Origin of the sequence: Nocardia brasiliensis NBRC 14402, from assembly GCF_000308475.2 — a bacterium.
In the GTDB taxonomy this organism is placed as follows: domain Bacteria; phylum Actinomycetota; class Actinomycetes; order Mycobacteriales; family Mycobacteriaceae; genus Nocardia; species Nocardia brasiliensis.
On sequence record NZ_BAFT02000079.1, the window covers coordinates 63,392 to 76,769 of the forward strand.

Annotated in this window: 12 protein-coding genes; 4 read left to right on the plus strand and 8 right to left on the minus strand. The window is 68.0% G+C overall.

Features of this window, described 5'->3' with window-relative positions; translation table 11 throughout:
• Positions 1–2: 2 nt before the first annotated feature.
• From TY25_RS28515 to TY25_RS28525, 3 genes are read right to left on the minus strand one after another with little or no spacing between them, the layout of a single operon-like run.
• A complete protein-coding gene (locus tag TY25_RS28515; RefSeq protein ID WP_042261130.1) occupies positions 3–653 on the minus strand; it encodes a PIG-L deacetylase family protein in 651 nt (216 codons plus the stop codon).
• On the minus strand, positions 650–1,426 hold the full coding sequence (locus TY25_RS28520) for a sugar phosphate nucleotidyltransferase (RefSeq protein ID WP_042261132.1): 777 nt from the start codon (positions 1,424–1,426) through the stop codon (positions 650–652). Before TY25_RS28520 ends, TY25_RS28515 begins: the two co-directional genes overlap by 4 nt.
• Positions 1,423–2,709: a class I SAM-dependent methyltransferase gene (locus tag TY25_RS28525; RefSeq protein WP_042261277.1), complete on the minus strand. Its 1,287-nt coding sequence runs from the start codon at positions 2,707–2,709 to the stop codon at positions 1,423–1,425. Before TY25_RS28525 ends, TY25_RS28520 begins: the two co-directional genes overlap by 4 nt.
• Positions 2,710–3,198: 489 nt before the next feature.
• Between TY25_RS28525 and TY25_RS28530 the strand changes: the two genes are divergently transcribed.
• Entirely contained in the window at positions 3,199–4,710 is a 1,512-nt protein-coding gene (locus TY25_RS28530) for a sugar transferase (RefSeq protein WP_042261278.1), read from the plus strand.
• A gap of 4 nt (positions 4,711–4,714) precedes the next feature.
• Here the strand turns inward: TY25_RS28530 and TY25_RS28535 are convergent, their stop codons facing one another.
• From TY25_RS28535 to TY25_RS28545, 3 genes are all read right to left on the minus strand, one after another.
• Positions 4,715–5,371: a biliverdin-producing heme oxygenase gene (locus tag TY25_RS28535; RefSeq protein ID WP_042261134.1), complete on the minus strand. Its 657-nt coding sequence runs from the start codon at positions 5,369–5,371 to the stop codon at positions 4,715–4,717.
• A gap of 99 nt (positions 5,372–5,470) precedes the next feature.
• Positions 5,471–7,003 carry a threonine/serine exporter family protein gene (locus tag TY25_RS28540; protein WP_201773719.1) on the minus strand — a complete coding sequence of 511 codons (1,533 nt, stop codon included), beginning with the start codon at positions 7,001–7,003 and terminating at the stop codon, positions 5,471–5,473.
• A 112-nt stretch (positions 7,004–7,115) separates the two neighbouring features.
• Positions 7,116–8,366 (minus strand): MFS transporter, encoded by a 1,251-nt coding sequence (locus TY25_RS28545; protein WP_042261136.1) that lies wholly within the window; start codon positions 8,364–8,366, stop codon positions 7,116–7,118.
• Between the two features lie 126 nt (positions 8,367–8,492).
• On the opposite strand from TY25_RS28545, the gene TY25_RS28550 reads away from it, so the two are divergent.
• A complete protein-coding gene (locus tag TY25_RS28550; RefSeq protein ID WP_042261139.1) occupies positions 8,493–9,395 on the plus strand; it encodes a LysR family transcriptional regulator in 903 nt (300 codons plus the stop codon).
• A gap of 360 nt (positions 9,396–9,755) precedes the next feature.
• Positions 9,756–11,228: an MDR family MFS transporter gene (locus TY25_RS28555; protein ID WP_042261140.1), complete on the plus strand. Its 1,473-nt coding sequence runs from the start codon at positions 9,756–9,758 to the stop codon at positions 11,226–11,228.
• Positions 11,229–11,294: 66 nt separating this feature from the next.
• Here TY25_RS28555 and TY25_RS28560 read toward each other — a convergent pair whose 3' ends face one another.
• Positions 11,295–12,074, minus strand: coding sequence for an alpha/beta fold hydrolase (locus TY25_RS28560; RefSeq protein WP_201773720.1), 780 nt, complete (start codon positions 12,072–12,074; stop codon positions 11,295–11,297).
• A 150-nt stretch (positions 12,075–12,224) separates the two neighbouring features.
• Between TY25_RS28560 and TY25_RS28565 the strand changes: the two genes are divergently transcribed.
• The gene (locus TY25_RS28565; RefSeq protein ID WP_226887371.1) at positions 12,225–12,839 is read left to right on the plus strand and encodes a lysophospholipid acyltransferase family protein; all 615 of its coding nucleotides are present in this window, start codon (positions 12,225–12,227) and stop codon (positions 12,837–12,839) included.
• 12 nt (positions 12,840–12,851) lie between these two features.
• Here TY25_RS28565 and TY25_RS28570 read toward each other — a convergent pair whose 3' ends face one another.
• Positions 12,852–13,316 (minus strand): iron chaperone, encoded by a 465-nt coding sequence (locus TY25_RS28570; RefSeq protein ID WP_042261144.1) that lies wholly within the window; start codon positions 13,314–13,316, stop codon positions 12,852–12,854.
• Positions 13,317–13,378: the final 62 nt, after the last annotated feature.

Below are 13,378 nucleotides of genomic sequence, written 5' to 3' on the forward strand. Positions count from 1 at the left end.
GGCTACGAACCTCCGAAATCGATGACGGCCTTGTCGAGCAGGAACGCCTCGGCATGTCCGGCCCGGCACTGCACGCCGCGCAGCCGGGTGAGGCCGGTGAACGCCTGTTGGTCGAACCAGTCCCGATGTGCTTGGGACGGATAGTGTTTCAGCAGCAGCATCGCCTTCTCCTCGGCCAGTTCGGCGCTGAGCCGATGGAAGACGACGGGGGCGGGAGTGTCGCTCTCCCACTTGAGGATCTCGTAGCCGAGCACCAACTGGTCGCGGAACTCGGTCGGCACCAGTTCGGCCAGCAGCCGATGATCCTGGTGCGCGTCGCCGCGGTGCGGCGCGAAGACCAGATCAGGGGTGCACTCGGCCCGAAAACTGTTGAGTTCGTTCTTGATTCGGTCCCAGTGCGCCGGTGCGCGACCGTCCGGCACGTCCAGCACGGTGAGCCGCACCTGCGCGCCCGGACAGAACGCCGCCAGCGCGCGTTGCTCCTCGGCGGCCCGTTCGGTGCCGCCGCCGGAGAGCACCAAGGCCCGCACCCGCAAGCCGGGATGGGCGCGCGCCAGCGTCAGCAGCGTCGCGCCCAGCCCGATGGCGATGTCGTCGCAGTGTGCGCCGAGTACGGCGATCTCGCGCACTACACCGACACTGAGTCGGATCACACCCGCTCCCAGACCATCCACGGCCGGGACCCGGACCGGTAGCCCTGATCGAGCTCAGCGCGCTCCTTGAAGGTGTCGGCGGGCTTCCAGAAGCCGAGGTGCTGATAGCCGAAGAGACGACCCTGCCCGGCCAGCGTCGCGCAGGCGTCGGCGACCAGATCGCCGCCGGGCGGCAGCAGATCGAAGATCTCCTGGCTGAGCACGAAGTAACCCCCGTTCTCCCACAACGGCATTCGCGACACCGGCATGATCTCCTTGACCTCACCGGTGGGTTTCATGTCGACGCAGTGGAACGAGGACTGCGGCGGCACCACCATCATCGACGCGGCCGCACCGGAGGCGGTGAACTTCGCGACCATCTCGTCCAGTGGTGCGTCGGTGAGCACGTCGGCGTAGTTGGCCAGGAAGCACTCGTCGTCGCCGAGATACTCGCGCACCCGGCGCAACCGCTCACCGATCGCCGATTCCAGCCCGGTGTCGACGAAGGTGATCTGCCAGTCGCTGATATCGGAGCTCAGCATTTCGACCCGGCCGTCCCGGATGACGAAATCGTTGGACACCGACTCCTGGTAGGTGAGGAAAAAATTCTTGATGTGCTGGGCGCCGTAGCCGAGGCACAGGATGAATTCGGTGTGGCCGTAATGCGCGTAATAGCGCATCACGTGCCAGAGCAACGGTCGCGGACCGACCAGTTGCATCGGTTTGGGAATCATGTCGTCGGTGCCGTCGCGCATCCGCATGCCGTAGCCACCGCAGAACAGCACAACCTTCATCGTGCTCCCCTCCCTGTCATTTCGGAATTCAGTGTGTGGTGCACGTCGTTGTGACCGGTGAGGTCGGCGCGGTGCAGCGCGGGTAGCGGGTACACCAATTCACCGCCCCACGAAGCGATATGGCGCAGCTGCTCGGTGATCTCGGCCTCGAGGTTCCACGGCAGCACGAGCACGACATCGGGATGATCCAGCTCGATCCGCTCCGGCGGGTGGATCGGGATCCGGGTGCCCGGGGTGAATCGCCCGTGTTTGTACGGGTTTCGGTCCACGGTGTACTCGAGCAGGTCGGACCGGATGCCGCAGTAGTTGAGCAGGGTGTTGCCCTTGCCCGGTGCGCCGTAGCCGACCACCCGCTTGCCCGCGGCCCGCTGGTCGAGCAGGAACCGCAGCAGGTCGTGCCGGACCGCCTCGGTGCGCGGCCGGAGTTGGCGATAGCCCTCGACCCGATCCAGGTCCGCATGCCGTTCCAGGCGCAGGACCTCGCCCACCCGGCGGCTCGGCGCGGCGGCCACGGTGACCGGCCGGGCCCACACCCGCAGCGAACCACCGTGGGAGGCCAGCAGTTCCACGTCGACCACCGCCAGGCCCGCGGTCGCCAGCGCGCGCTGCGCCGAATGCAGCGTGTAGTACTGGAAATGCTCGTGGTAGATGGTGTCGAACTGCCCGAGCCGCAACAGGTTCAGCGCGTGATGCACCTCGATGGACAGCCATCCGTCGTCGGCCAGCAAGGTGCGCAGCGAGCTGGTGAAGCCGCGCAGATCGGGCACGTGGGCGTAGACATTGTTGGCGACCACCAGATCGGCCGGCCCGTGTTCGGCGCGCACCCGGGCCGCGGATTGCTGGTCCAGGAAGGCGGTTTCGGTGGGCACACCGGCCGCGCGCGCGGCGTCGCCGACGTTCACCGACGGTTCGATGCCGAGGCAGGGCACCCCGGCCGCGACCAGATGCCGCAGCAGGTAACCGTCGTTGCTGGCCACCTCGACCACGAACGAGTCGGCGCCCAGTTCGAGCCGGTCGATCGCCTCGCCGACGAAGGTCCGGGCGTGGCGCACCCAGCTGTCGGAGAAGGAGGAGAAGTAGGCGTACTCGGTGAAGGTGTCCTCGGGCGTGATCAACGCGGGAATCTGCAATAACATGCAGTCCGTACACAACCGAAGGTGTAGCGGGTAGGTTGATTCCGGTAGATCGAGTTCGGCTGCGGCGAGGAACTTTTCACACGGTGGTGTCGCTCCGAGATCGAGCACGCTCGTCAATCGCTCGGAGTCACACAGACGACATAGCACGAAGCCCACCTTTGCCAAGAGTCGAATAACCGGCACATTGTCGGCGCACCCCTGACGTCGACCCGATCCAGTGAGACGTTACAACGAAAGTCCCGCGTGGCGTTGGTGAAATCGACTGGGCTCGAAGTAATTTCCGGTACTTTTCCACCGGTTTTCGGCGGTAGCTTCCGGGCGGCTATCCACGGGTTTGGTGGATTCACCGTGGTGGGACGAATTCGCCTGTGGGTAGCGAGGGTTCGTGACCTGCGCCCATGGTTACGAGCGGACGTAAACAAACCTGGGCGAAATACCGACCGCCCCTTTGTTGGCTACTCCGTGGAACACTTTGCCGCCCTGTTGATTCGACATGTGAAACGGATTGTGTTCTGTAACAATCTGCATCTGACAGCCGAATGAGGGGACACCCGGGGCGGTCGGATCGTGCAGCGGGGACCGGTCAGCGCGGATCGGGGGGCTTCTTCTTTTTCTCCCACGGGGAGGTGCGTGTTCATGAGCTTCGAGCTCGCCGACGACGACGATCTGGAGATCCGTCGATCGCCGCACGGCCGGCCGCGTTCCGATCGGGAACGCTGGCAGGCTGAATACATACGGCGCTTGGGCGCAACGGATTTCGGCGTGATCGTGGCGGCGATGGCGTTGGCTCAGATCATCCGTTTCGGTGGGCCTGCCGCGCCGCCGCTGGCCTGGCATCTGCCGTACGAGATCGGCTACACGGTGGTCTCCGGCGCGCTCGCGCTCACCTGGGCCGGTTTCCTGGCTGTCGGGAACACCCGGTCGCCGCAGGTGGTCGGCAGCGGCAGCGAGGAATATCGCCGGTTGGTGGCGGCCACGCTGCGGTTGTTCGGGGTGCTGGCGATCTTGTCGCTGGTCTTCCAGATCGAGTTCGCCCGAGGCTATTTGGCGATTGCGCTACCGCTCGGTCTGTTCGGGCTGATGCTGAGCCGGTTGCTGTGGCGGGTCCACGCGCGTCAGTTGCGCGGGCGCGGGGAATACCGCACCTCGGTGCTCGTGGTCGGATGTGCGGAGGCGGCCCAGGCGATGGCCAATGCCTTCGCCGCCGACCCGGCATCGGGGTACCGGGTGGTCGGTGTGTGTATTCCGGACGGGCTCAACGGCATCACCGAGTACCTGCGCGGGCCGTCGGACCATCTGTTCTCGGTCGTGGGCGACGACCGCACGGTGCTCGACGCGGTCCGGCGCAGCGGCGCCGACACCGTCGCGGTCACCGCGACCGACCATCTGGGTCCGATCGAATTACGCCGGATGGCATGGGAACTCGACCCGCTCGGGGTCGAGCTGATCGTCGCGCCCGGCGTGGTAGATATCGCCGGTACTCGGCTGACCAACCGGTTCGTGGCGGGCGTGCCGATGCTGCACATCGCGAAACCGCAATACGATCGCGCGAAGTCGACCGGAAAGGCGGTTTTCGATGTGCTGTTCGCGGCCGCGGTGTTGCTCGCGATCGCGCCGACGATGCTGGGGATCGCGCTCGCGGTGAAGCTGACCAGCCCGGGCCCGGTGTTCTACCTCTCGGAGCGGATCGGACGGGGCGGCAAGCCTTTCCAGATGATCAAGTTCCGCAGCATGTATGTCGAAGCGGATACCGCCGTGGACGCGCTCATCGCACGCAACGGCGGCAACCCGGTGTTCTTCAAGATGAAGGACGATCCGCGGATCACCCCCCTCGGCAAAGTGCTGCGCAAGTTCAGCCTGGACGAGCTACCGCAGTTCTTCAACGTGCTGCGCGGGGAGATGAGCGTGGTCGGGCCGCGTCCGCAGGTGCAGCGCGAGGTCGACAGTTACGACGGCGAGATGCGGCGCAGGCTGCTCGTCAAACCCGGGGTGACCGGGCTGTGGCAGGTCAGCGGACGATCCGATCTCTCGCTCGAAGACTCTGTGCGACTGGATCTTTCCTACGTCGAGAACTGGTCGATGGTGCTCGACCTGCTGCTCATCGCGCGCACGATCGGCGCGGTCACCCGCGGCGCGGGCGCGTACTGAGCGGCTACTGTGCGGCGGGGAATTCCGCGGCGAGTTCCTGGAAGAGCGCGGCGTTCATGGCGAACGCCCGCTGCCCTTCGTCGAGCACCCGGCGGCGTTCCAGGTCGTCGAGCGGCAATTGATCCAGCAGACCGCGATATTCGCGTTTGAACGCCGCCGGATTGCCGACGCCGTCGAACACGTAGAACCGGACGCCGTCGCCGCGATGCGGCAGATTCCACAGCTTCTCGGCGGTACCGCGGATGACCTGTCCGCCGGAGAGGTCGCCGAGGTACCGCGTGTAGTGGTGCGCGATATAGCCCGCGGGCCAGTCCCGGGCACAGTCATCGATTCGTGCGGCGTAGGCGGCGGTCGCGGGGAGCGGCGTCAGTGCGTCGCGCCAGCGCGGGCCGATCAGGTGCGCCAGATCGCGTTCGAGTTCGGCGGTGCGGGCGAGCTCCGGGCGGATGAACGGGCCGGCGATCGGATCGTCGGCGAGCGCGTCCCACCGCGCCTCGAGCGCGCGGTAGACGAACCAGAGTTGGCCGGTGTAGCGGTGATACGAGTCGACGCCGAGCGCGCCGCCGAGCATGTCGCTGAGGAATCGGGAGTTCTCTGCGTCCGCATGCTGGCGCGCCGTGGCGCTACGGATCTGCGTCGAGAACGGTGTCGCTTCCGACATGGCGGGACCACCTCACTTCGGCACCCTGGCGAACCAGGTATGGCTACCCTAACTTGGTACGACCATACCGGTATTTTTCTCGAGATGCAGGTGCTTGCCTCACTGAGTGGGCGCGGGCCTGCGCCACCGTCCGCCGGGTCGGATGCGTCGCACGGTCGGGCGGCGCAGCGCGCCGAAGCGTCGCAGGATGCGCGGCCGCCGCACGGTGCGGTCGAACCACTCGCCGAGCGTGACGCCCGCGGCCAGGGCGCAGCCGATGCCGAAGGCCGCGAGCAATTGGTTGGCGCCGGTCGCGAGTTGATCGTTGAGCACGGCATTGAGCCCGCGATACAGCTTGAGGCCGGGCAGCAGCGGCGTGATCCCCGCGACGGCGACGACCAGCGGGGGCGTGAGCGCCCGGCGGGCCATCAGACCACCGGCCATGCCGATCACCGTCGCGGCGGCACCGGAGGCGAGCACCGGGCCGAACCCGGCTTGCTGCACGAGCAGGAAGCAGATCGTGCCCGCCGCACCGCTGCCCGCCGCGGCGGCGAGCGCGCGTTTCTCCGCGTAGCAGGCGAGCGCGAACGCGAGGGCCGCGACGGCACCGGCGATGATCTTGATCGGCAGATCGGTGAGATCCGGCCCCGGCGTCAGCTGGATCTGCGGCACCGTCGCGCCGATGGTGTCGCCGATCCGCAACGCCAGCGCGATGCCTGCGATGATGCCGCCGGTCATCATCAGCACCTCGAGCATGCGCGCCGTCGAGGTGATCGGCGCGCCCGTTATCCCGTCCTGCACCGCGCCGACCAGTTGTAATCCACTGAGCAGCACGGTGATTCCGGCCGCGATGATCAGTGACGGATCGACCTCGATGCCGAGCGGTTCGGCCAGCGTGGCCAGCACGATGGCCGGGGTCGCCGCGATCGCGCCGCCCACCATGTGCTGGAAGAAGAACGGCAGACCGTAGCGGTTCAGCACCCGGTTCACCCGGTCGATCGCCAGCGTGGTGCCGAAACTTACTGCGGCGACAACAATCCCGCCGCCGAGCAGCGCGGCGATGGCGGCCGCGAGCAGCGACCAGCCGAAGGTGGCCATCCAGCGGTGGTACGGGTGCGGCGCCGAGGTGATCGCGTCCAGCGCGGCGCGCGCCTCCTCGGGGTCGACCACCTCGTTACGGATGCGCCGGGTAAGCCGGTCCACCGCCGCGAGCCGGGTGAAGTCGAGCGAGCGGTAGTGCACGATCCGCATCGTGCTCGCCGGCGGCAGCCGGGGCCCGCGGTCGGCGGAGATCCTGATCGCGTCGTAGGTGACATCGACATGGCAGCGCGCCAGACCATAGGTGGCCGCGATGAATTGGACCTGGGTGGTGGTATCGATGACGCCGGTGCCGGAGGCCATGACCACCTCACCGACGCGCACGGCGAGGTCGAGCACCTCGGCGACGCGCGCGTCGTCGGTCAGATCGATCGGCTGCAACGGCGCGGGCGCCGCGACGATGGTGTCGGCGATGGCCTGCCGATCGGCGACCAACAGGCCGACCGCCTGGCTCACCACCGGCACCCGTCGTCCCCGCCGGAACAGACGCCGCCGACCGAGGTGATCGACCCGCGTCTCGGTGCTGTCGCCTCCCTGGAGCGTGTCTGATTCCATGCACGCGAACGTAGTCACCTTCCGGCGACCTTCGCATCCGGGCTGGCACATGACCTCGCTCACCGCGTGCCGGCGGCGCGAATCCCCGATCTTCGCGCCGCCGACCCGCGGCTCAGTGGCCCTCGATACCGCGCATCCTGCGGGCGCCGACCACGACACCGCACAGCAGTGCGACGAGCACGCCCGCGAAACCGGCCATCGCGACGCGGGTGTCGACGAATTGGGTGGCGATGCCCATGCCGATCGCGGGAAAGACCAGACCGGCGTTGCCGATCAGGAACAGCCCGGCCACCGCGGCACCCCGGTTCGCCGGGGCGGCCGTGCGCACGGTGCGGGCGACGGCGGACTGGATCAGGACGCCCGCGCCCGCACCGGTCACCACGCCGGCCACCAGGAACAACGGCAGATTGCCCAGCAGCATGGCCGCCACCAGCAGCGCCAGCCCGGCGAGGGCACCGAGCAGGCCGGACAGCAGGCGGGCCGACACCGTCAACGCCATGGCCGCGTGCTGAGCGACGGGCGCGCTGCCGAACACCAGGAACACCACACCGCCCGCCAGCAGGCGCGACGGCTGGCCGAGCGTCCCGGCCAGAAAAGCCGGGGTCAGCGAAGCGAACAGGCTGAACGCGGCGAACGCCCCGAAGATGCTGAGCACCGCGACGGTCCAGCCCAGCCGGGATCCGACGACGGACACGCGCTGCGGGCGGTACGCCGGTCGCAGCGAGCGCGGCACGGACACGGTCTCGGGGACGAACCGGATCAGCGCCGCGATGAGCAGCACCAGGAGCACGACGAACACCACATACGTGGTCCGCAGCGGCCACGGCGCCCACTGGGCGAGCGCGCCCGACACCAGCGCGCCGACCCCGAGTCCGCCGATATTGGCTGCGGGGGAGGCGATTTCGAAGCGTCTCGCGCTGTCGCGGGGCCGGGCCAGCACGTGCAATTCGTGCAGGTAGGCGGTCGCGGTCGCGGTGATCGCGCCGACTCCGAGGCCGGTGATCAGTCGTCCGGCGATCAGCAGCGGTAGCTGGGGCGGCAGGATGAAAATGAGCGCGGCCAGCACCTCCGCGGACATCGCCAGGGTCAGCACCTGCCGCCTGCCGATCCAGTCCGACACGTGCCCGACGGTGCACAGGCTGACGATCACGCCGGTGCCGTAGACAGCGAAGACGACGGTGATCGTCAGCGGCGAGAGGCCGAGCTGTTGCGCGTAGAGCGGGTACAGCGGTGTCGGCACCATCGCCAGCGCGACGGCCGCGCAGAACGCCACGGTGACCAACCAGAAGCCGGTGTCGTGCCGCCGCGAGTCGGGCTGTTCGGTGCGGGGCTTCCCGCGGGTATCGATAGACGTGGTCGTCATCGCGTGCACTCTCTTCCGTGGTGTCGAGGCCGGGTCCGGCCGCCGGAATCCATGGTCGAGCGCGTGAACGTTCACGTCCAACGATTGATTCTTCTCTTAGCTATCACCAAATGTGATAGTTGACGGATGGAGCTCAGGTATCTCGAATACTTCGTCGCGGTCGCTGAGGAGCGCAGTTTCACCAAGGCGGCGGCGCGGCTGCACGTCGTGCAATCCGCGGTGTCCGCGGCCATCAAAACGCTGGAACGAGAACTGCGCACCGAGATCCTGCGGCGCACGTCCCGCGAGGTGGCGCTGACCGAAGCCGGCGAGGTACTGCTGCCGCGGGCGCGGGCGATCATCGGCGGCGTTCGGGAGGCGGTGGACGCGGTGGACGGGGTCCGCGGCGTCGTCGGCGGGGAGGTCCGGCTGGGGTTGATGTCCTCGGTGCCGTGGTTCGACCTGCCCGCGGTGCTCGGCCGAATGCATGCGAAGCATCCCGAGGTGCGGCTGCGGTTGAGTCATCGCGCCGGCGGCTCGCACGACCTCGCCGCCGCCGTGGTCGCGGGGGAGCTGGATCTCGCGATCCTTTCCGATCCCGGTCCCTTCAGGCGGAAGCTGCGACTGACCGAGCTGAAGTCCTTCCCGATGCGCCTGCTCGTCCCGGCCGCCCATCCGCTCGCCGCCCGGCGCAGCGTCGCGCTGACGGAACTCGACGGCGAGAACTTCGTCGACCTGCCCCAGGGTTTCGGCAGCCGGGCCGTGGTCGACCGGGCCTTCGCGGCGGCCGACCGCACCCGCAACGTCGCCATCGAACTGGGCGACGGCCGCGTCGTAGTCGACTATGTGCGCCAAGGACTCGGCATCGCCATCGTCCCCGCAGCCTACGAAGGCGCCGACCCGCAGATCCGCTCCCTACCCCTAGCCGAACCCGACCTGACCTGGCGCATGCACCTCGCCACCCCCCGAGACCGCGAACCCCCCACCGCCGCAAACGTTCTGGCGACCATGATGATCGAGGCCCTGGACGTTGCCGATCTCGGTCGCTAGAGGTGAATTCATCGCCCACTACGCCGACCAGATCGCCCTGTTCGTCCGGGCGCTGGGCGAGAATGCGGATTGAGGTCGCACCGCGGAGCAAACGGTGCCGCCGTGCGGGCACGGCAGGGTGACCAGGGTCACGATTCGATCTTGACTGACGCTCGGAGACCACTCTGAACTGCGCGTTTGCGTTATGCGATGGCTCGCCCCGCCAGAAATTCGGGTGATTTGTGTCGGTGCCGACCGGAATACTCACGTGCGGCCGATTAGTTCGAGCTACCGGTTCCGTCTCCATCACTGTGGCACCGAAGCTCGAACAGCCTCCGCCACCTGTCTTCAGTCACTGTCCAAGCCCCACCGGAGGTATCGATGCCCGCCGCCCCATCCGTTTCCGTCTCGAAAGGACGGACGCCGCTGGTCATCCGGGTGCTGGTGCTCGCGACCTTCGTGGTGATCCTCAACGAGACCATCATGATCAACGCGATCCCGCGTCTGATGGCCGACCTGCAGGTCACCGAGCGCGCCGCGCAGTGGGTGTCCACCGCGTTCATGCTCACGATGGCGGCCGTCATCCCGACCACCGGCTGGTTCCTGCAGCGGGTCACCACCAGGCAGGCCTATGCCGTCGCGATGAGCGTGTTCCTCGCGGGCACGGCGCTCTCGGCCGTGGCGCCGTCGTTCGCGGTGCTGCTGATCGGCCGGATCATCCAGGCCGGCGGCACCGCGGTGATGATGCCGCTGCTGATGACCACGCTGATGACCGTGGTGCCCGAGCAGGACCGCGGCCGGGTGATGGGCAACGTCACCCTCGCCATCTCGGTGGCGCCCGCGATGGGTCCGGTGATCTCCGGGCTCGTGCTCCAAGTCGGTTCGTGGCGTTGGCTTTTCGTGCTGGTGCTGCCGATCACCGGTGTCGTCACCTGGCTCGGTCTGCGCCAGCTGGAGAACGTCGGGGAACCGGAAGCCGGCGCCATCGACTGGGCCAGCGTCGTGTTCGCCGCGCTCGGTTTCGGCGGCCTGGTGTACGGGCTCAGCAAGTTCGAGGCGGACAACCTCGGCGAGCCGGCACTGATCGTGGCCGTCGGCGCGGCACTCATCGCCACCTTCGTGTTCCGGCAGCTGCGGCTGCAGCGCAACGGCACCCCGCTGCTCGATCTGCGGGTGCTGCTGGCCGGCACCTACACCAAGGCGCTGGTGCTGATGTCGGTCGCGTTCATGGCAATGCTCGGCTCGATGATCCTGCTGCCGCTGTACCTGCAGAACCTGCGTGGTCTGAGCCCGCTGGCGACCGGCCTGCTGGTGATGCCGGGCGGTCTGGCGATGGGTCTGCTCGGACCGACGGTCGGCCGGCTGTTCGACCGGTTCGGCGGACGCTGGCTGGTGATCCCGGGTTCGATCGCGATCACCGTCGCGCTGGCCGGTTTCACCCAGATCTCGATGTCGATGCCGTACTGGCAGCTGATCGCCCTGCACGTGCTGTTGATGGTGGCGCTGGCTGCGACCTTCACGCCGGTCTTCACCCTCGGTCTCGGCGCGCTGCCGCACAACCTGTACTCGCACGGCAGTTCGATGCTGGGCACCCTGCAGCAGGTGGCCGCGGCCTTCGGCACCGCGCTCGTGGTGACGATCATGTCGGCGCGCAGCAGCCAGCTGGTGGAGGACGGTGTCGAAATCGCCACCGCGCACCTCGACGGAATGCGCCTGGCGTTCCTCGTCTCCGCTGTGGTGTCGGTGCTGGTGATCGTCATGGCCGTGCTGCTGCCCAGCCGCGCCGCCGACCATGTGGCGGAGTCGACGGTCGACGAAACCGATCCCTCGGCCCCCGAATTGATCAAGGGCTGAACGCGATTCGATAACTGAACACCGAAGTCGCCCCCGGCTACCGCCGGGGGCGTCGTCTTTTCGACCTCAGTGGGCTGCAGGGCCCGGCTCGTCGAGGAACGACGCGACGGTCTCGGCCATGGCAGCGGGCGCGTCGTCGTGCACCCAATGCCCGGCACCGCCGAACTCGACCAGGCGAACGCCGGGACGCCGGGCGACCATCGCCGCGGCGAGTTCCGCGGACAGCATCGGACTGTGCTCACCGCGCAGGACCAGCGCCGGACATGTCGAACCGAGCCAGTCGGCCCACCAGTCACCGACACCGCCCTCTTGTACGGCCATCATGTCGGTCCAGTCGAAAAGCCAGCGCCAGCGGCCGTCATCGGAAGCTGCCGCGCTCTGCATGAAGTAGCCGGGATCGGAAATGCCACGCGCGCGAAGCGCCTCGGCCAGTTCCGATTCCGATGCCGCGACCGCAGGCCAGCCGCGCACGTCAAGGACGGGATTCTCGACCTCCGGTCGCCGCATCACCGGACCCACGTCCTCGACGATCAAGCGCGACACCAATTCGGGATGGCGTGCGGCCAGCTGATACGCCGTGATACCACCGCGTGAATGACCCAGCACCGCAATCGGACCCGGGGCCAGCCGCTGGAGCAATTCCGCCACATCGGCCACGAAGTCCGCGCAGGTGTAGCTGTCGGCTCGGTCGCTGTGGCCGTGGCCGCGAAGGTCGGGCGCGATCACCCTGGCGCGCCCGGACAGGTCCGCGGCGAGGCGGGTGAACACGGTTCCGCGCCCGAAGCTGCCGTGCAGCGCCAGCAGCGGCATCCCGGCACCACCGAAATCGGTATAGGACAAACGCACGCCAGCCATCATCGCAAGGCAGGCAAACGATTATCGATGGGCCGGGCTGTCGGTGGCCCTCGGTAGGCTGGGACGAGGCCGACGAGGAGCGCGGGGGAACAGATGGACGGTGCACGACGTCGGCCGAAGGGGCTGGGCAAACGTGCGTGGGTGACCACGAAGCTGGTGCGCCGGGTGTTGCGCGGCTTGGCCTGGTCGCGGTTCGTGCGCGTCACGGTGCTCGGCCGCGAGTCGATACCGAAGTCCGGTCCGGTGATCGTGGCGAGCAATCACATTTCGATGCTGGACGCGGTGTTCCTATGGGGTGCGCTGCGCCGCCGGGCGATCGCGATCGCCATGGCGGAGCTGTGGTCGTGGCCGGTGGTGGGCTGGCTGGTGCGCCGGCTGGGTCATATTCCGGTGCTACGGCGCGACAGCGAATCCGGGCAGGCCGCGCTGTCGCAGGCCGAGCAGATTCTCCGGCACGGTGGTGTGCTGCTCATCTATCCGGAAGGGCGGCTGGTCGCGTCCGGCGAGCACGAGCCCTACAAGCCGGGTGTGGCGAAACTTGCGCTGGCGACCGGGGTTCCGCTCATCCCGGTCGGCACCACCGGCACCGACCGGGTGCTGCCGATGCGGCGCACGCGCGGCGACGGCCCGGCCTTCGACCGCCGCCAGCAGGTGACCATCCATTTCGGCGCCCCGATCGATCCGGCGGATTTCGACGATCCCGACAAGTTGCTCGACCAGCTGCGGCAGCGGATCGAAGAACTGCGCGCCGACTGATCGACCGCGCGCTCAGCTGACGGCCTTGCGCACGAGCGCGCCGAGAATCGCCTCGTCCTCGGCGGTCAGCTCGGTGATCGCGAAGGAACTCGCCCACATGGCGCCCTCGTCGAGGTGCGCCGGATCGCTGAACGCGAAGGTCGAGTAGCGGGTCTTGAACTTCGCCGCAGGCTGGAAGTGGCAGACGATCTTGCCGTCCGCGGCGTACGCGGGCATGCCGTACCAGAGCCGCGGCGTGAGCGCCGGCGCGTTGGCCTTGACGAGCGCGTGCACTCGTTCGGCGGTCGCCCGGTCCGCGTCCGACATCTCCGCGATCTTGGCCAGCACTTCGGCTTCGCCGTCCGCCTTGGCCCCGCGAGAGGTGCGCCGGGCAGCCGACTTCAGCTCCTTGGCACGCTGCTTCATCGCGTCGCGTTCCTCGGCGGTGAAACCCGCGTAGGACTTGGTGTCGGTGACCTGGGCGGTAGTGGTGCTCATCGGATGCTCCTCCTGATCGGTGCTGCGTTGCTTCCCATGCTATGAAGCGGGCACCGGGCAAT